Annotated in this window: 17 protein-coding genes; 14 read left to right on the top strand and 3 right to left on the bottom strand. The window is 72.7% G+C overall.

Going from position 1 to position 17,632, the window contains the following annotated elements:
- Positions 1–82: 82 nt before the first annotated feature.
- On the top strand, positions 83–1,039 hold the full coding sequence (locus ACZ7L7_RS18235) for an AraC-like ligand-binding domain-containing protein (protein ID WP_472076480.1): 957 nt from the start codon (positions 83–85) through the stop codon (positions 1,037–1,039).
- A gap of 142 nt (positions 1,040–1,181) precedes the next feature.
- On the top strand, positions 1,182–1,541 hold the full coding sequence (locus ACZ7L7_RS18230; RefSeq protein WP_453605210.1) for a hypothetical protein: 360 nt from the start codon (positions 1,182–1,184) through the stop codon (positions 1,539–1,541).
- Here ACZ7L7_RS18230 and ACZ7L7_RS18225 read toward each other — a convergent pair.
- Positions 1,525–2,895 (bottom strand): AbfB domain-containing protein, encoded by a 1,371-nt coding sequence (locus tag ACZ7L7_RS18225; protein WP_472076478.1) that lies wholly within the window; start codon positions 2,893–2,895, stop codon positions 1,525–1,527. The genes ACZ7L7_RS18230 and ACZ7L7_RS18225 overlap by 17 nt on opposite strands.
- 230 nt (positions 2,896–3,125) lie before the next feature.
- Here ACZ7L7_RS18225 and ACZ7L7_RS18220 point away from each other — a divergent pair, with 230 nt between their 5' ends.
- Both ACZ7L7_RS18220 and ACZ7L7_RS18215 read left to right on the top strand, forming a co-directional pair.
- Positions 3,126–4,559: an amidase gene (locus tag ACZ7L7_RS18220; protein WP_453605214.1), complete on the top strand. Its 1,434-nt coding sequence runs from the start codon at positions 3,126–3,128 to the stop codon at positions 4,557–4,559.
- A 183-nt stretch (positions 4,560–4,742) separates the two neighbouring features.
- Entirely contained in the window at positions 4,743–5,189 is a 447-nt protein-coding gene (locus tag ACZ7L7_RS18215) for a type II toxin-antitoxin system PemK/MazF family toxin (protein ID WP_471428850.1), read from the top strand.
- A gap of 6 nt (positions 5,190–5,195) precedes the next feature.
- Here ACZ7L7_RS18215 and ACZ7L7_RS18210 read toward each other — a convergent pair whose 3' ends face one another.
- A complete protein-coding gene (locus tag ACZ7L7_RS18210; protein WP_453605223.1) occupies positions 5,196–6,008 on the bottom strand; it encodes a TIGR02452 family protein in 813 nt (270 codons plus the stop codon).
- A 279-nt stretch (positions 6,009–6,287) separates the two neighbouring features.
- Here ACZ7L7_RS18210 and egtA point away from each other — a divergent pair, with 279 nt between their 5' ends.
- The 5 genes from egtA to ACZ7L7_RS18185 all read left to right on the top strand — a co-directional run bounded on the left by egtA (position 6,288) and on the right by ACZ7L7_RS18185 (position 10,916).
- Entirely contained in the window at positions 6,288–7,583 is a 1,296-nt protein-coding gene (egtA, locus tag ACZ7L7_RS18205; RefSeq protein ID WP_453607520.1) for an ergothioneine biosynthesis glutamate--cysteine ligase EgtA, read from the top strand.
- Entirely contained in the window at positions 7,580–8,884 is a 1,305-nt protein-coding gene (egtB, locus tag ACZ7L7_RS18200) for an ergothioneine biosynthesis protein EgtB (RefSeq protein ID WP_453607523.1), read from the top strand. Before egtA ends, egtB begins: the two co-directional genes overlap by 4 nt.
- Positions 8,884–9,675, top strand: a complete 792-nt coding sequence (gene egtC / locus ACZ7L7_RS18195) for an ergothioneine biosynthesis protein EgtC (RefSeq protein WP_472076474.1) — start codon at positions 8,884–8,886, stop codon at positions 9,673–9,675. Before egtB ends, egtC begins: the two co-directional genes overlap by 1 nt.
- Entirely contained in the window at positions 9,672–10,634 is a 963-nt protein-coding gene (gene egtD / locus ACZ7L7_RS18190) for an L-histidine N(alpha)-methyltransferase (protein ID WP_472076472.1), read from the top strand. The genes egtC and egtD overlap by 4 nt, the downstream gene beginning before the upstream one ends.
- Positions 10,635–10,700: 66 nt before the next feature.
- Positions 10,701–10,916: a dodecin gene (locus ACZ7L7_RS18185; RefSeq protein ID WP_285511875.1), complete on the top strand. Its 216-nt coding sequence runs from the start codon at positions 10,701–10,703 to the stop codon at positions 10,914–10,916.
- A 26-nt stretch (positions 10,917–10,942) separates the two neighbouring features.
- On the opposite strand, the gene ACZ7L7_RS18180 is transcribed toward ACZ7L7_RS18185, so the two are convergent.
- Positions 10,943–11,434, bottom strand: a complete 492-nt coding sequence (locus ACZ7L7_RS18180) for a phosphatase domain-containing protein (RefSeq protein WP_285511874.1) — start codon at positions 11,432–11,434, stop codon at positions 10,943–10,945.
- Between the two features lie 67 nt (positions 11,435–11,501).
- Between ACZ7L7_RS18180 and ACZ7L7_RS18175 the strand changes: the two genes are divergently transcribed.
- From ACZ7L7_RS18175 to ACZ7L7_RS18155, 5 genes are all read left to right on the top strand, one after another.
- Positions 11,502–11,882, top strand: a complete 381-nt coding sequence (locus ACZ7L7_RS18175; protein ID WP_285511873.1) for a (2Fe-2S) ferredoxin domain-containing protein — start codon at positions 11,502–11,504, stop codon at positions 11,880–11,882.
- A gap of 87 nt (positions 11,883–11,969) precedes the next feature.
- Entirely contained in the window at positions 11,970–12,965 is a 996-nt protein-coding gene (locus ACZ7L7_RS18170) for an LLM class flavin-dependent oxidoreductase (RefSeq protein ID WP_285511872.1), read from the top strand.
- Between the two features lie 16 nt (positions 12,966–12,981).
- Complete coding sequence (locus ACZ7L7_RS18165; protein WP_472076469.1) at positions 12,982–14,247, top strand: DUF2716 domain-containing protein; 1,266 nt, start codon at positions 12,982–12,984, stop codon at positions 14,245–14,247.
- Positions 14,248–14,337: 90 nt separating this feature from the next.
- Entirely contained in the window at positions 14,338–16,674 is a 2,337-nt protein-coding gene (locus ACZ7L7_RS18160) for an ATP-binding cassette domain-containing protein (RefSeq protein WP_472076467.1), read from the top strand.
- A gap of 46 nt (positions 16,675–16,720) precedes the next feature.
- Complete coding sequence (locus ACZ7L7_RS18155; protein ID WP_285511869.1) at positions 16,721–17,620, top strand: amidohydrolase family protein; 900 nt, start codon at positions 16,721–16,723, stop codon at positions 17,618–17,620.
- Positions 17,621–17,632 lie beyond the last annotated feature (12 nt).

Below are 17,632 nucleotides of genomic sequence, written 5' to 3'. Positions count from 1 at the left end.
CAGTGAGTAACAGCCCTCGGGCACACGGGAGTTGCCTGCGGCTGCAGCGCCGTTCGGGGCACGTCGCAGCGGAGGATGAGCGGTGTCCGCGGGAAGTTATGTCGTGGAGACGACGAGGACCGCCGAGGTCGAGGCGGGTGAGCGGACCGAGTTATGGACGGAGCGGGTGGGCACGTACCACCCGCGGATGGACTACCGGTTCGGTTCCCCCGCGTCGTTCCGCGGCGAGCTGATCCGCCAGCACAGCGCCACCTACCAGATCGTCACCTGGCACAGCGGCGAGATCGAGTACGCCCGCACTCCGGGCCTGATCCGGCAGACCCCCGACCCCGACTACCGGCTGCTGATCCCCCTCTCCGGCGAGATGCGGCTGCGCCAGGCCGACGAGGAAGTCCGCATGGGTCCGGGCACGGGCAGCCTGTTCACCCTGGGCACGCCGTTCGAGCTGAGGCACGGCGACTCCCTGCACGGTGTCGTGATGTCGATACCGGCCCAGGAGATCGAGGGCCCGCTGAACAGCAAGGCCCCGCTGGTCGCCGGCCTCGACCTGACCAAGGGCCTGGGCCGGGTCCTGCACACCGTCGTGCGCAGCCTGCACGAGGAGCGCGACGACCTGACCGCCGCGCAGTTCGACGCCGTCTGCGACCGGGTCGTGGAGATGCTCCGTATGCTCGCCGTCGGCGACGACCGCCCCACCGGCCCCGGCCACCTGACGGAGGTCGAGGCGATGGTCCGCCGCTACGTCCGCGCCCACGCCGCCGACCCCGCCCTGTCGGGTACGTCCATGGCCTGCGCCCTCGGCTGGTCCCTGCGCCAGATCCAGCTCGCCCTCCAGCAGGTCGGCACCACGCCCCGCGACCTGATCCGCGAGGAACGCCTCCGCCTGGTCCGCGACCGCCTCCGCTGCCCCGACTGCGACCATCTGACCATCACCGACCTGGCCTACGCCTCCGGCTTCTCCTCGGCCAGCGCCATGAGCACGGCCTTCCACCGCCGCTTCGGGGTGAGCCCCAGGGAGATGCGGCGCAGGGACCGCTGAGCGGGCCGCGTCCGCTCGGGCGGGTACCTCGTCCGACCGTGGGGCCGGGTGGACTGTCGTGAGGCAGGGGTGAGCGGGGTAGCGTTCCCTCATGACCTCAGGGCCGGTTCGGTTTCCGCCGTTTCCCATCCGGGGTGTCCGGGTGCGGCATCAGAAGCAGAACTGCGCGCCGCATTTCGCGGAGATCGAGGTGGATTTCGAACCCGCCGCCGAGGGGTTCGTCTTCGAGGTGGCGCGGGGGCTGTCGGTGGAACCCCCCTCCGCCGGGGACGTGTCCCACTTCGTCGCCGCCGCGGCCCGCGGCATCGAGGAGCAGCTCACGTCACCCGAGCACGGGTACCGCGTCGTCGTCGCCACCCGCGTCGTGCTGCGGCACGTCCGGGCGCATGCGTTGGACTCCCATGAACTGGCGTTCCGGATCGCAGGGTACCTGGCCGCCCGTAGGGCCTTGGAGAGGGCGGGCGGCCATGGACCGGTAGCGGGGCTCAACCCCACGCCGTGACTGGTACGAACGAACTGTCCTGGCGGAACAGCTCCGTTCCGTCCGCCCGGTCCACGCGGAGTTGGTAGCCGTAGTGGCGCAGGTAGTGGCCGGGGTAGTTGTACGACTCGAAGCGCACGGAGCCGGATGCCGTGCCGGTGCGGGGGATGAACGTCGCGTCCGACGCGAACGTCGACGTGCCGTTGTTCGGGTCGAAGCGGGCCCGGAAGTCGTAGTGGCGCAGGTAGTTGCCGGACGCGTCGCGGAAGGAGACCGCGGTGGGGTCGGCCAGGCCGGAGGCGATGGTGAAGGTCGACGCCTGCTTTTCAGTGGTCGTGCTGGTTCCGCTCACCACCGGGAGGTTCAGCAGCGTCGACTGCTGTTGCCAGTAGCGGGTGGGGTAGTTGGCCGACCGGAAGGAGCGGGTGGTGTCGCGCGGTACCGTCGGGCCGCCCGTCACCGTCTCCTTCACCACCGTGAAGTGGCGGGCCATGCCCGAGATCGACGGGAGTGCCGTCGGTGCCGTCCACGTCGCGAAGGTGTCGTAGCTGTCGCTGCAGTAGTAGCGGGCCTCGCCGTAGGCGTCGAAGAACAGGCGCCAGGCCCCGTTGTCGAGCTGGATCAGGGCCGGGCCCTCGCGGTAGCTGCCCCAGCCCGCCCAGTCGCCGGTGCGGGAGAGCGTGTACGGGCCGGTCAGGCCGGACGCCGTGCCGTACTCGATGTACTTCGTCGTCTCGTTCTTGGTGAAGGCGTGGTACGTCGAGCCGAGCTTCACCAGGTAGGTGTCGATGTGGTTCGCGCCGATGCCGGAGAGCGGCACCGGGGAACTCCACGACGTCAGGGCGGAGTTCGTCGCGCGCAACGCGTACGGCGTGAAGATCCACTCGTCGTTCGTCGTCGAGCAGGACACGATGATGTGCACGCTGCCGTCGCTGTCGACGAAGAACTCCGGGGCCCAGGCGCGGGACAGGCCCGCGATCGGGACCGGGTGGTCGTAGAGGAAGGTCCAGTTGAGACGGTCCGCGCTGCGGGCGAAGCCGATGGTGGTGCTGGGGTCCTGCCAGGTGTGCGTCGTGTAGGTGGCGTAGTAGTAGCCGTCGGTGTGCTTGATGACGCTCGCGTCGCGGATGCGGCCGGCGGGCGGGGTGTACGCGGAGGCCCGCAGCAGGCGGAAGTCGGTGGCGTCGTCCGACTGGTAGACGTTCACCGTGCCGTCGTCGCTGTTGAGGAACGGGACGATCGTGTAGCGGGTGGCGGAGCCGCTGGGCGGGGCGGCGGCGAGGGCGGGGGTCCCGGTCAGCAGGAGCGAGGCGGCGGGGGCGGCGGCCATCGCGCGGAGCAGGGTACGGCGGGACGTAGCGGGGTGGGGGGTCATGGGCGGCTCTTCCTCTGACGTACGAGACGTACAAGACAGGGCGTCAGGGTGTTCGTGATTTCGAACTCAGTTCGGCAAGTCGGTCAGAAGGTAGAGGTGGGGCGGGGGTGCGTCAATGGTTCGCGCACGCGTGCCCAATACACCCAAGTCCCGGCCCCTCCAGGGTCGTTCCGTCGGGGCGCCGCAGAGGTTACTGTTCAGTAGACAAGGCCGTCCCCGGAGGTGTCCGTATGACGTTCGACCGTTCCGCAGGCCTGGCGGAGACCGCCCGTGCCCTTGCCGACGGGGAGGTCTCGTCCCGGACGCTGGTGGAGCAGGCGCTGGCGCGCATCGCGGCCACGCAGCCCACGCTCAACGCCTTCCGGGTCGTCCGGGCCGAGGCGGCGCTCGCGGAGGCGGACGCGGCGGACAGGGAACTCGCCACCGGGGCCCGGCGGCCCCTGCTCGGTGTGCCGGTGGCCGTCAAGGACGACATGGACGTCGCCGGTGAGCCCACCGCCTTCGGCTGCCCCGGGGAGTACCCGCCGGTCGCCGAGGACGGCGAGGCGGTACGGCGGCTGCGCGCGGCCGGAGCCGTGATCGTCGGCAAGACCAACACCTGCGAGCTGGGTCAGTGGCCGTTCACCGAGGGCCCCGCCTTCGGCGCGACCCGCAACCCCTGGCACCAGGGGCACACGCCGGGCGGCTCCTCCGGGGGTTCGGCCGCCGCGGTCGCCGCCGGCCTGGTGCCCGCCGCCCTCGGTTCGGACGGCGCCGGGTCGGTACGGATCCCGGCCGCCTGGACCAACCTGGTCGGCATCAAGCCGCAGCGCGGGCGGATCTCCACCTGGCCGCGCGGCGAGTCCTTCCAGGGCATCACCGTCAACGGCACCCTGGCCCGTACCGTCGCCGACGCCGCCCTGCTGCTGGACGCGGCGAGCGGCAACCACGCGCGGGACCCGCACCGCCCGCCGGCCGTCGACGCCTCGGTCGCCGTGGGCCGGGAACCCGGACGGCTGCGCATCGCCCTCTCCCTGAAGCCCCCGTTCACCGCGGTCCCCGCCCGGCTCCAGCCCCAGGTGCGCGCCAAAGTCGTCGAACTCGCCGAGAAACTCGCCGCGTTGGGACACCACGTCGAGGAGGCCGATCCGCCGTACGGGCAGATCGGGCTGACCTTCGTGCCCCGGGCGACCGCCGGAATCGCGGAATGGGTGGCCGACGCGCCCTTCCCGGCCCTCCTCGACCGCCGCACCCACAGCGCGGCCCGGCTCGGCAAGCTCCTCGGCGGGCCACCACTGAAGGCGGCGCGCCGCGCGGAGGCGGTCCTGCACCGCCGTATCGGCAGGTTCTTCGAGTCGTACGACGTGATGCTCGCGCCCACCACCGCCGCTCCCCCGCCGCCCATCGGCGCGATGCTGGGGCTCGGCGGATTCGCCACCGACCGGGCGATGATCGCCGCCTGTCCGTACGCCTGGCCCTGGAACGTGCTCGGCTGGCCCGGCGTCAACGTCCCCGCCGGATTCGTCGACGGCGGCCTGCCCGTCGGCGCCCAACTCCTCGGCCCGGCCGGCAGCGAGCCCCTGCTGCTGTCCCTCGCCGCCCAGGCGGAGGCGGAGCTGCGCTGGTACGAGGCCTGGCCGCCGCACGGGGTTCCGGCGGTGCACGAGCGGCTGCGCGAGGGGTGACCGACGCGAACGCCGCCTTCGCCCGTACACTCTGGCGGCACCTCGAACCCCTGCGCGCCGTCGCGTACTTCGCTCCCGAGAGCCGCGACGCGGTCGGTGTCGGTTCCGGCGTGGTCCCGTTGCCGAATCCGGGGTCCCGGCCCGCCGTCCGCCCGCCCGAGCGCACCCTCTAACGTGATCCCCGTGACTGCGCCCACCGAAGAGAACGTCCCCGGCCGCCACGGCCCCTTCGCGACCGTCGAGGCCGACCCCCGCGAGGTGGGCCGGGTGCGCACCGAGTACTCGCCCGCGCACGACGGCGACCCGGACCCCGGGGAGATCGTGTGGACCTGGGTGCCGTACGAGGAGAACGACGGGCGGGGCAAGGACCGCCCCGTGCTCGTCGTGGCCCGGGAGCCCGGCGGCACCTTCCTCGCCGTGCAGCTGTCCAGCAAGCGGCACGACGCCGACCGGGACTGGGTGCCGATCGGCAACGGCCCCTGGGACAACTCCGGCCGCGACTCCTGGGTGGCCGTGGACCGGGTGCTGCGGCTGCACGAGCGGGGCATGCGGCGCGAGGCGTGCGCGCTGGACCGGATGCGGTTCAACCTGGTCCGGCACCGGCTGCGGGAACGCTACGGCTGGAGCTGACGCACACTAGCCCTTCGGGAACGTCCGTTCGAACGCCCCGCGCGTCCGCCCGTCCGGAGTGCGGTCCAGGATCCCGAACACCACGTGCTCGAACCGCCCGGCGAACCGCCCGCCCGGCCCGAGCAGCCCCCGGAAGGCGCCCGCCACATCGGCGGGGTCGTTCTGGAACACCCCGCAGCCCCAGGCCCCCAGCACCAGGCGCCGGTAGCCGTGGGCCGCGGCGACCTCCAGCACGCGCTCGGCGCGGGTGGCGAGGGCGCCGGGAATCTCCGCCGCGCGCCCGGGCGCCGTACGCCGGATGACGCCCGCGTTCGGGGCGGCCGAGGTCAGGAAGCCGGCCGTGTACGGCTCGTCCAGCAGGCGGCCGCGGTCGTCACGGAAGACCGGGACGCCCGGCGAGTGGATGACGCGGTCGGTGTAGAAGGCGTCGCGGTGCGCCCGGTGGTGGTCGTAGAACGCGCGGACCCCGACCAGGCAGGCGTACAGGGCCGAGGCCCGGCACAGGGCCTCCTCCTGCGCCTGTGCGCCATTGAGGTAGCCGCCGCCCGGGTTGCGGGCCGAGGCGAAGTTCAGTACGGCCGTGTCCGCGCCGAGCCTGCGGGCCGCCTCCAGGCTGGACTCGCCGGTCACCTCGAAGAGGGTGTCCGTCACCGGTGCCGCCGGGACTTCGACGGCGTCCGGCCCGTACATGCGGGTGCCCTGCCGGGCGGCCGACAGCGCCGCCTCGATGGACACCCGGCGGCCGTCGGGGGCGGTGTAGAAGCCCGCCGCGATGATCTGTTCGGTCTGCTGCGCGACGCCGCGCAGGCGTGCGCTCACGGCGCCACCCCCGTAAGCGCCGTGAGCGCACGCCTCGCGCGCTCCCCCGTTGTGCTCATGCACGCATCGTGGGTGATCGCGCACGGGGGTCGCAACAGGGTTTTCGAGCCCTCGAACGCCCCTGGAGGCCCGAACGAACCGGAAGTGACCAATCCGGAACGTCCCGGGATGCGCCCTTGTGCCGAGCCGTTCGAGCGTCTTGGGTGGGACGAGTGCGCCGTCCCGGCCCACCCGAAATGCCGGGGCAGTGGCATGGTGGAATATCAGGAGGATCCCGATATGCCAGATTCGTCCAGCGGCGCCTCGCCGAGTGGCTGTACCAGGCCCCGCACCTCGGTCTCGGAGGCCGAGGTCGAGGCCCTCGTGCGAGGCATCTGTTTCAAGACCGGCCCGCCCCGGACCATCGGTGTCGAGGTGGAATGGCTCGTCCACGAGCTGCGCAGCCCGCAGCTCCCCGTCACACCCGAACGACTGCGAGCGGCCTACGCCGCCCTGCGGAACGTGCCCCTGAGGTCGGCGTTCACCGTGGAACCCGGTGGCCAGCTGGAGCTGAGCTCACCGCCCGCCGCCTCCCTGACGGAGTGCGTCGACACCGTCTCCGCCGACCTCGACGCCGTCCGCGCCACATTGCGCGGCCACGGCCTCGGACTCGTCGGCATCGGCCAGGATCCCTGGCACGAACCCCGCCGCTATCTGCGCGAACCCCGCTACGACGCCATGGAGGCCTGCCTGGACCGCAGAGGTCCCGCGGGCCGCGCCATGATGTGCACCTCCGCCTCCGTGCAGGTCTGCCTGGACGCCGGCCACGAGGAGCCGGGGCCGCTCGGCCATGTACGGCGCTGGTGGCTCGCCCATCAGCTCGGCGCGGTCCTGGTGGCGGCCTTCGCCAACTCCCCGCTCTCCGGCAGCCGGCCCACCGGCTGGCGCTCCACCCGGCAGCTGCTGTGGATGGAGATCGGCGCGGGCCGGGCGGGCGCTCCCCCGCTGGACGGCGATCCGCGCGCCGCCTGGGCCCGGCACGTCCTGGACGCCCCGGTGATGTGCGTACGCCGGGACCAGGGTCCCTGGGAGGTCCCGGAGGAGCTCACCTTCCGCGAGTGGACCCGCTCGGCGGCGCCCAGGCCACCCACCGAGGAGGATCTCGGTTACCACCTCACGACCCTGTTCCCGCCGGTCAGACCGCGCGGCCACCTGGAACTGCGGATGATCGACGCCCAGCCCGGCGAGGACGGCTGGATCGTCCCGCTGGCCGTGACGGCGGCACTGTTCGACGATCCGCAGGCCGCCGAGACCGCCTACCGGGCGGTCAAGCCGCTCGCCGAGCGGGCCGGGCGGCGGCCCGCGCCGCACAACCCGCTGTGGACGGACGCGGCCATGCACGGCCTGACGGACCCGGAGATCCACGAGGCGGCGCAGATCTGCTTCGCCGCCGCGCTGGACGCCCTGCCGAGGATGGGCGCCACCGCCGAGGTCACGGGCGCCGTCGCGGCGTACCGGGACCGCTACATCACCCGGGGCCGCTGTCCCGCCGACGATCTGCTCGACCGCCTGAACGGGAAGGACCGCACGTCATGACCGAGACCGAGGCGCTCCGGGAACGGGCCCTGGCCACCTTGATCACGGCCCGCGACCGCACCACGCTGCTCACCAGCTGCGTCGAGGACCCGGACCTGACCGCGCAGCACTCCCCGCTGATGTCGCCGCTGGTGTGGGACCTGGCGCACATCGGCAACCAGGAGGAGCAGTGGCTGCTGCGCGCGGTGGGCGGCCGGGAGGCCATGCGGCCCGAGATAGACAGCCTGTACGACGCCTTCGAGCACCCGCGCGCCGAACGTCCCTCGCTGCCGCTGCTGCCGCCCGCCGAGGCCCGGTTGTACGCGGCCGAGGTGCGCGGGCGGGTGCTGGACCTGCTGGAGAGCACCGCCTTCCACGGGTCCCGGCTGACCGAGGCGGGCTTCGCCTTCGGGATGATCGCGCAGCACGAACAGCAGCACGACGAAACCATGCTGATCACCCATCAGCTCCGCAGGGGCCCACAGGCCCTGATCGCGCCCGACCCCAAACCGGCCCCGCTGTTCACCGGCCCGGCCGAAGTCCTCGTCCCCGGCGGGCCGTTCACCATGGGCACCTCCGACGAGCCGTGGGCACTGGACAACGAACGGCCCGCGCACCGGCGGGAGGTGGCGTCCTTCTGGATCGACACCACACCCGTGTCCAACGGCGCCTACCAGGCGTTCATCGAGGACGGCGGCTACGAGGACGAGCGCTGGTGGGCGCCCGCGGGCTGGGCCCACATCCGCCAGAACTCCGTCCACGCGCCGCTGTTCTGGCGCCGCGACGGCAAGCAGTGGCTGCGGCGCAGGTTCGGGGTCACCGAGGTCGTCCCGCCCGACGAGCCGGTCGTCCACGTGAGCTGGTACGAGGCCGACGCCTACGCCCGCTGGGCCGGGCGGCGGCTGCCCACCGAGGCCGAGTGGGAGAAGGCCGCCCGGCACGACCCGGCGGGGAACCGCTCGACTCGCTACCCGTGGGGCGACGCGGACCCGGCGCCCGAGCACGCCAACCTCGGCCAGCGGCATCTGCGCCCGGCCCCGGTCGGCAGCTACCCCGAGGGTGAGTCACCGCTCGGTGTGCGGCAGTTGATCGGGGACGTGTGGGAGTGGACGGCGAGCGACTTCCTGCCCTATCCCGGGTTTGTCGCCTTCCCGTACAAGGAGTACTCGGAGGTGTTCTTCGGACCGGAGTACAAGGTGCTGCGCGGCGGTTCGTTCGCGGTGGACCCGGTGGCCTGCCGGGGCACCTTCCGCAACTGGGACTACCCGATCCGCCGGCAGATCTTCTCCGGGTTCCGCACGGCCCGCTCGGAGGCCGTCTGATGTGCCGTCATCTGGCCTATCTGGGGCCCGAGGAGCCGCTCGGCACCCGCATCGTACGGCCCCCGCACGGCCTGTACCGCCAGTCCTGGGCACCCAGGAAGCAGCAGTACGGCACGGTCAACGCGGACGGGTTCGGCGTCGGCTGGTACGCGCCCGGCGATCCGGTGCCGGCCCGGTACCGGCGGGCGGGGCCGATCTGGGCGGATCTGTCCTTCGCCGATCTGGCCCGTGTGGTGCGTACGACGTGTCTGCTGGCGGCGGTGCGGGACGCGACGCTGTCCGGGGCGGACGCGGAGGCCGCGGCGGCGCCCTTCGCGTCCGGCGCCTGGCTGTTCAGCCACAACGGGGCGGTGCCGGGCTGGCCCGGCTCGCTCGCGGCGCTGACCGGCACGCTGTCGCCGACGGATCTGCTGTCGCTGGAGGCCCGCAACGACTCGGCGTTCGTGTGGGCCCTGGTCCTGGCCCGGCTGCGGGCCGGGGACGACCCCGGCGAGGCGTTGGCCGACACCGTCCGCGAGGTCGCCGAGGCGGCCCCGGGCGCCCGGCTGAACCTGCTGCTGACCAGCGGCGACGGCATCGCGGCGACCACCTGGGGCGACACCTTGTGGTACCGCGCGGCGCCCGGCGACGGCGCGGTCGTGGCCTCCGAGCCGTACGACGACGATCCGCTGTGGCAGGAGGTCCCCGACCGGACCCTCCTCACCGCCAGCCGCACGGATGTCACCCTCACTCCCCTGAAGGAGCCGGGCGCGCTCTCGGCACCCGCACTGTCCAAGGAGCCCCGCACGTGAGCCCGTTCCTTCTCACCCGCCAACTGCCCGAGGACGCCACCGAGGCCGCCCTGCGCGCCGACGTCCTGCACGGTCTGACCAAAACCCCGAAGACACTGCCGCCGAAGTGGTTCTACGACGCCGTCGGCAGTGAACTGTTCGAGCGGATCACCGAGTTGCCCGAGTACTACCCGACCCGCGCCGAACGCGAGATCCTCATCGACCGCGCCGCCGAGATCGCCGCCGCGACCCACGCCCGGACCCTGGTCGAACTGGGCTCGGGCTCCTCGGAGAAGACGCGGTACGTCATCGACGCGCTGACCGACCTGCACACCTACATCCCCGTCGACGTCAGCGAGAGCGCCCTCACCCAGGCCGGGCACGCCCTCATCGAGGAGCGGCCCGGACTCTCCGTGCACGCGCTCATCGCCGACTTCACCGGCCGGCTCACCCTGCCGGACACCCCCGGGCCCCGGCTGGTGGCGTTCCTCGGCGGCACCATCGGCAACCTGCTGCCCGCCGAGCGCGCCGCGTTCCTGGCCGGGGTACGCGCCCTGATGGCACCGGGTGACGCCCTGCTGCTCGGCACCGACCTGGTCAAGGACGAGGGGGTGCTGGTACGGGCGTACGACGACGCGGCCGGGGTGACGGCCGCGTTCAACAAGAACGTCCTGGCCGTCGTCAACCGTGAACTGGGCGCCGACTTCGATCCCGGCGCCTTCGACCATGTGGCGCTGTGGGACGCCCGGAACGAGTGGATCGAGATGCGGCTGCGCTCGCGCGTCGCGCAGACCGTGAAGGTGCCCGTGCTGGACCTGGCGGTCGACTTCGCGGCGGGCGAGGAGCTGCACACCGAGATCTCGGCGAAGTTCCGGAAGGAGGGCGTGCACGCCGAACTGTCCGCGGCGGGGCTGGAGCAGTCCCACTGGTGGACGGACCGGGAGGGCCGGTTCGCGCTGTCACTGAGCGTGGCGCGGTGACGGACGGCTCGCGCGATGCGCGGCGGTGGGGCACGGTGGAGTGACGCGTGTGAGAGGAGCACCCACATGTCGAACCACACCTACCGGGTCACCGACATCGTCGGGACCTCGCCCGAGGGCGTGGACCAGGCCATCCGCAACGGCATCGAGCGAGCCTCCCAGACCCTGCGCAACCTGGACTGGTTCGAGGTGACCGACGTGCGCGGCCAGTTGGAGAACGGCACGATCGCGCACTGGCAGGTGACCATGAAGGTCGGCTTCCGCCTGGAGGACTCGGCCTGATACGGCCGGCTCTCCGGGCGCGGCTCTCAGGTCCGCCCCTCCCGCTCCTGCGCGTTCCTCAGTGCGGCGGAAGGGGCGGTCCAGCACGCCCGTACGACGGTGAACCCCGCCTGTTCGGCGTCCTGGCACACCAGCTCGTCGTCGTCCACCAGGACCCGGATCTCCCGGGTCCTGGCCAGGCGGCGCAGGATCTCCAGCTTGGTGCGCCGGGCGGGCCTGCGGTCGGTGTCGCGCCGCATGTACACCCGCCCCTCGGGCAGCCCCTGCGCGGCCAGCCACTCCAGGGTGTCCGACCGGCACCGCTCGGGCCGCCCGGTGAGGTAGACGACCTCGCACTCCTCGGCCTGGGCCAACGCCAGGGCGATCCCTTCGGGGATCGGCGGATCGGCGGGCGCGGCGGCGAAGAAGCTGTCCCAGTCCCGGGGCTTGCTCTCCAGGAACCGCTGCCGGTGCCCGGTGTCGGCCAGGGTGTTGTCCAGATCGAACACGGCGAGGGGCCGTTTCCCGCTGTCGGTCACGACGCCAACGATACGCAGGGGGCGGGCCGGTGATCGGGGCGCACGGCGCAGGCAGCAGACTGTCGCCATGCCTTCCCCTCCTGACTGCACGGTCGTCGTGTGCCGCGGCTGCTGCTGCGGCGACGCCGCCAAGCACCCCGGCACCGACCACGCGGCCCAGCTCGAACGGCTCCGCGCCGCCTCCGCCGAGCACGGCTTCCGCCTCCGTACGACCGACTGTCTGGGCCCCTGCGACCAGGCCAATGTGATCGTCGTCGCCCCCTCCCCGGCGGGCCGCCGGGCGGGCGGACGGCCGACGTGGGTGGGTTTCGCGACGGACGCCGACAGCACGGAGGAGATCGCGAACTGGGTGGCGGCGGGCGGGCCGGGCGTCGCGGAGCCGCCGGTCACGCTGGAGTTGCAGTTCATCGATCCGCCGAGGTCGGCACGGGTGCGCTCCCGGCGCTGAGGCGGTCGGCGCTCGGGGCTCGGGCGGCTGGCGCTCGGGCGGTCGGCGCTGAAGGAATCCTGAGCGCTCCCCGTTGTTGAACCAGGTATGAGTTCCGTCCTGGCCCAGACCCGCTTCTCCGTCCTCGACCGGTCCCGTACCCGGGAGGGGCACACGCACCCCGAGGCGCTGCGGGACACCGTGGCGCTGGCCCGGGAGCTGGAAGGGCTCGGGTATCACCGGGTGTGGGTGTCGGAGCATCACGGGGTGCCGGGGGTCGCCGGCTCCGCGCCGACCGTGCTGGCCGCCGCCGTCGCCGCCGCGACCCGCACCATCAGGGTCGGTACCGGCGGTGTGATGCTGCCGAATCACCAACCCCTGGTCGTCGCCGAGCAGTTCGGGGTGCTGGAATCCCTCTTCCCCGGGCGGATCGACATGGGGCTCGGGCGTTCCGTGGGGTTCACGGACGGGGTGCGCCGGGCGCTGGGGCGGGACAAGGACCGGGCCGACGACTTCGAGGGGCAACTGGAGGAGCTGCTGGGCTGGTTCCGCGGTACCTCGCCGACGGGGGTGCGCGCGCGGCCCGCCGAGGGGCTGACGGTGCCGCCGTTCGTGCTGGCGATGGGCGAGGGCGCGGCCATCGCGGCCCGCGCGGGCCTGCCGATGGTCATCGGCGACCTGCGGAACCGGGCCAGGATGCAGCGCGGCATCGACCACTATCGCGCCACCTTCCGGCCCTCCCCCTGGTCGGCGGAACCGTACGTCGTCGTCTCCGGCACCGTCGCCGTGGCCGCCACCCCCGAGGAAGCCCGGCGGCTGCTGATCCCGGAGGCCTGGTCGATGGCGTACTCCCGCACCCACGGCACCTTCCCGCCCCTGCCGCCCGCCGAGCGCGTCGAGTCCCTGGCGATGACCGCCAAGGAGCGCGGCTTCTACGAGCAGGGGCTCGCCGGGCACATCGCCGGTACCGAGGAACAGGTCGCGCAGGAGCTGGAAATCCTGTTGAAGGAGACGGGCGCCCAGGAGATCCTCGTCACCACCAGCACGTACGACCGCCGGTCGCTGCTGGATTCCTACCGGCGCCTGGCCGGGATCGTGAAGTGACCACGGGAGCTCCTGAGTGACCGCTGACGCCGCGGCGTTGTGGGGGACGTACGACACACAGATGCGCGGACGCGCGCCCGAGGTGTTCGGGGTGGTCACCGAGCGGGACGGGCCCCTGGTCCGTGTGCACTACGGCACCCATGGGGTCGTCGACCACCAGGACCTGTCCGCCGTTGGCGACCTGGCCGGTCTGGTCCGCCGTACGCGGGAGGAGTTCGCGCGGCGCGGGGAGCCGGTGACCTGGAAGGTCCACTCCCACGACGGGCCCCGCCTCGCCGAGACCCTGCTCGCCGCCGGGTTCACCCCGGGCACCCCGCGGTCCCTGCTGGTGGCGGAGGTCGCCGACGTGCCGTCCACGGACGTGAAACCGCGCGATTACTGGCTGGGGCTCCCGTACGGCGACCAGGAGCGGCTGCGGCGGCTCATCGAGGCGGCGCCGGAACAGCGCCGGCCGGTCTCGGAGCTGGAGCACGGCATGGACATCCTGTCCGTCTGGCGCCTCTCACGCCCCGTCGACCTGGTCTGGTCGGAGAAGATCGAGGGTACGGAGTTCTCCGCGATCGACGCGATCACCCGACCGCTCCCCGAGCTGCTGCACGCCGCCGCCGACCGGGCCCGGCAGGCATGGGCGCCGCAGGCCCCCTCCCGGTACCTGGTGGCCGAGGCGGGCGGAGACCTCGTCCCCGTCCATCTGGCGGCGGGCTTCCACGAGGTCGCCGAGGTGACCCCGTACCGCTGGGCGCCGCCCGGCGAACCGGCTCGGGAGCGCCCCGTGAGAACTCTGTTCGGCGAGCCCGAGCACAAGGCGCTCCGCCGCCGCTTCGAGCAGCGGTTCGAGGTCACCTACGAGACCGCCGACCAGGGCATCACCGAGCCGCCCGGCTCGGTCACCTGGCACATGGACGCCGTCGACGACTGGCGCGACCCGCTGTGTCGCGAGGTCGAGGCGGTCATCGCCCGCGGACTGCGCGCCCGTACCCGGCCCGGGGACCGGTTGTACGTGCTCAAGTGGTACGTCAACGGCACCGTCCTCGACCCGGCCCGCGTCGGCGGCCCCGGCCGGCACCCGTGGGTGGGCTACTCCTACCTGCCCGACGAGAACGTCATCCAGGTCACCGGCGACCTGCGCATGGGCACCTACGGCGACTTCCGGGAGCGGTCGCTGTGCGTCTTCGGCGCGGAACTGGTCGCCGAGGTGGAGGAGGCGCTGACCGAGCTGCTGGGGACGGTGCTGCGCAGGGACGGGCAGCCGGTGGGGAACGTGTGGACGTTCGGGCCCTGAGCAGGACGGTCGCATAGGATTGCGGGGTTTGCCGGTTTCCCGGTTTCCCGGTCCTCCTCGTCCCTCCTCGTCGCGTACGGAGCCCTTCTCATGCACGACCCCCACGACCCGTACGTCCGCGTGCACGGTGCCCGTGAGCACAATCTCCGGGGCGTGGACGTGGACATTCCCCGGGACGTGCTGGCCGTGTTCACCGGGATCTCCGGTTCGGGGAAGTCCTCGCTGGCCTTCGGAACGATCTACGCCGAGGCACAACGCCGGTACTTCGAGTCGGTGGCGCCGTACGCGCGCAGGCTGATCCACCAGGTGGGGGCGCCCAAGGTCGGGGAGATCACCGGGCTGCCGCCCGCCGTCTCGCTCCAGCAGCGCCGTTCCGCGCCGACCTCGCGCTCCTCTGTCGGCACGGTCACCAACCTGTCCAACTCGCTGCGGATGCTGTTCTCCCGGGCCGGTGACTACCCGCCCGGCGCCGAGCGGCTCGACTCCGACGCCTTCTCCCCCAACACGGCCGCCGGGGCCTGCCCGGAGTGCCACGGGCTCGGCCAAGTGCACCGTACGAGCGAGGAGTTGCTGGTCCCGGACCCCGCGCTGTCGATCCGGGACGGCGCGATCGCCGCCTGGCCGGGCGCCTGGCAGGGCAAGAATCTGCGGGACATCCTGGACGCGCTCGGCCACGACGTGGACCGCCCCTGGCGCGAGCTGCCCGCCGAGCAGCGGGAGTGGATCCTGTTCACCGACGAGCAGCCGGTCGTCACGGTCCATCCGGTGCGGGACGCCGACCGGATCCAACGGCCGTACCAGGGCACGTACATGAGCGCCCGGCGGTATGTGATGAAGACGTTCTCCGACTCCAAGAGCGCCACGCTGCGCGCGAAGGCGGAGCGCTTCCTGACCGCCGCGCCCTGCCCGGCCTGCGACGGCAGCAGGCTGCGACCGGAGGCGCTGGCGGTGACCTTCGCCGGCCGTACGATCGCCGAACTGGCCGCCCTTCCGCTGCTGGAGCTGGCCGGTCTCCTGCACGGCACCTCCGAGACCGCCCGCGTGCTCACCGAGGACCTGCGCTCCCGTATCGCCCCGGTCGTCGAGCTGGGCCTCGGCTATCTCAGCCTCGACCGCGCCACCCCTACCCTCTCCGCGGGCGAGCTGCAACGCCTGCGCCTCGCCACCCAGTTGCGCTCCGGGCTGTTCGGCGTCGTCTACGTCCTCGACGAACCGTCCGCCGGACTGCACCCCGCGGACACGGAGGCGCTGCTGACGGTGCTGGAGCGGCTGAAGGCGGCCGGGAACTCGGTGTTCGTGGTGGAGCACCACCTGGAGGTGATGCGCGGCGCGGACTGGCTCGTCGACGTGGGCCCGCGCGCCGGTGAACACGGCGGGCAGGTCCTCTACAGCGGCCCGCCGGAGGGGCTGGCCGCGGTGGCGGAGTCGGCGACGGCCCGCTTCCTCTTCGACCGCTCCCCCGTGCCGGTGCGTGAAGTGCGCGCCCCGAGCGGCCAGTTGAAGATCGGTCCGGTCACCCGGCACAACCTGCGCTCCGTGACCGCCGAGTTCCCGCTCGGGGTGTTCACGGCGGTCACCGGGGTGTCCGGCTCGGGGAAGTCCACGCTGATCGGGGAGATCACCGAGGAGACGGCGGGCGTCGGGCGGCTGGTGTGCGTCGACCAGAAGCCGATCGGCCGGACCCCGCGCTCCAACCTGGCCACCTACACGGGCCTGTTCGACGTCGTGCGCAAGGAGTTCGCGGCCACCGAGCAGGCACGGGAGCGGGGTTACGGCGTGGGCCGGTTCTCCTTCAATGTCGCGGGCGGGCGCTGCGAGACCTGCCAGGGCGAGGGGTTCGTCAGTGTGGAGCTGCTGTTCCTGCCGAGCACGTACGCGGCGTGCCCGGACTGCGGGGGCGCGCGCTACAACCCCGAAACGCTCGAAGTGACGTACCGGGGGCGGAACATCGCACAGGTGCTGGACCTCACGGTGGAGGCGGCGGCCGACTTCTTCGCGGACACCCCGGCGGTGGCGCGCAGCCTCGGCACGCTCCTCGACGTCGGTCTGGGCTATCTGCGGCTCGGCCAGCCCGCGACGGAGCTGTCCGGTGGCGAGGCCCAGCGGATCAAGCTGGCGAGCGAGCTGCAGCGGGGCCGCCGCGGACACACCCTCTACCTCCTCGACGAGCCGACCACCGGGCTCCACCCGGCCGACGTGGAGGTCCTGATGCGCCAGCTGCACGGCCTGGTGGACGCCGGGCACACCGTGGTCGTCGTCGAGCACGACATGTCGGTGGTGGCGGGCGCGGACTGGGTGATCGACCTCGGGCCGGGCGGCGGTGACGCGGGCGGGCGGATCGTGGCGGCGGGGCCGCCCGCGGAGGTGGCGCGGGTGCCGGGCAGCGCGACGGCGCCGTATCTGGCCCGCACGCTGCACGGAACATGATCGCCGGGGGTTGTCCCGACCCGTCGGTATGCGTGACAGTCGGAGCATGACTGCGTACAGCGGAAGCGATCCCGTGGCGGAGGCCGAGGCCCTGGCGGCCTTCCGGCGCCGCATCGGGGTGCCCGGCCTCGTCGACGTCCACACGCATTTCATGCCGGAGCGGGTGCTGCGCAAGGTGTGGCAGTACTTCGACGCGGTCGGCCCGCTGACCGGTGTCGCGTGGCCCATCGCCTACCGGCACGAGGAGGAGCGGCGGGTGGAGCTGCTGCGCCGCTTCGGGGTGCGTGCCTTCACAGCCATGCTGTACCCGCACAAGCCGGGCATGGCATCCTGGCTGAACGGCTGGGCCGCGGACTTCGCCTCCCGCACGCCGGACTGCCTGCACACGGCCACGCTGTACCCGGAGGACGGCGTCGAGGACTACGTGCGCGAGGCGGTCGAGTCCGGGGCGCGTGTGTTCAAGTCCCACATCCAGGTGGGCGCGTACGACCCGGCGCACAACCTCCTGGACCCCGCCTGGGGCCTGCTCGCCGAGGCCGGCGTCCCCGTGGTCATGCACTGCGGCTCGGGCCCGGCCCCCGGCAAGCACACCGGCCCGGAACCGGTGGCCCGCCTGCTCGCCCGCCATCCCCGGCTGCGCCTGATCGTGGCGCACATGGGGCTCCCGGAGTACACGGACTTCCTGGACCTGGCCGAGCGCCACGCCGAGGTCCGCCTGGACACCACGATGGCCTTCACCGACTTCGGCGAACGTCTGACCCCCTTCCCCGCCACCGAACTTCCCCGCCTCCAAGCCCTCGGCGACCGCGTCCTCCTCGGCACGGACTTCCCGAACATCCCGTACCCGTACGTCCACCAACTGGAGGCCCTGGAGCGCCTGGACCTGGGCGAGGAGTGGCTGCGGGCGGTGTGCCACGACAACGGGGCGCGGTTGTTCGGGCTGTGACGCGGGCCCTCG

It is taken from the genome of Streptomyces sp. NPDC110618, from assembly GCF_055657065.1.
This window is presented reverse-complemented; position numbering and strand designations above follow the sequence as displayed.

Bases quoted from the DNA above. Each gene is read 5' to 3' on its own strand.
- ACZ7L7_RS18225 (WP_472076478.1), bottom strand. From the start codon at position 2,895: ATGACCCCCCACCCCGCTACGTCCCGCCGTACCCTGCTCCGCGCGATG.
- ACZ7L7_RS18220 (WP_453605214.1), top strand. From the start codon at position 3,126: ATGACGTTCGACCGTTCCGCAGGCCTGGCGGAGACCGCCCGTGCCCTT.
- egtA (WP_453607520.1), top strand. From the start codon at position 6,288: ATGCCAGATTCGTCCAGCGGCGCCTCGCCGAGTGGCTGTACCAGGCCC.
- egtB (WP_453607523.1), top strand. From the start codon at position 7,580: ATGACCGAGACCGAGGCGCTCCGGGAACGGGCCCTGGCCACCTTGATC.
- egtC (WP_472076474.1), top strand. From the start codon at position 8,884: ATGTGCCGTCATCTGGCCTATCTGGGGCCCGAGGAGCCGCTCGGCACC.
- ACZ7L7_RS18185 (WP_285511875.1), top strand. From the start codon at position 10,701: ATGTCGAACCACACCTACCGGGTCACCGACATCGTCGGGACCTCGCCC.
- ACZ7L7_RS18175 (WP_285511873.1), top strand. From the start codon at position 11,502: ATGCCTTCCCCTCCTGACTGCACGGTCGTCGTGTGCCGCGGCTGCTGC.
- ACZ7L7_RS18170 (WP_285511872.1), top strand. From the start codon at position 11,970: ATGAGTTCCGTCCTGGCCCAGACCCGCTTCTCCGTCCTCGACCGGTCC.
- ACZ7L7_RS18160 (WP_472076467.1), top strand. From the start codon at position 14,338: ATGCACGACCCCCACGACCCGTACGTCCGCGTGCACGGTGCCCGTGAG.
- ACZ7L7_RS18155 (WP_285511869.1), top strand. From the start codon at position 16,721: ATGACTGCGTACAGCGGAAGCGATCCCGTGGCGGAGGCCGAGGCCCTG.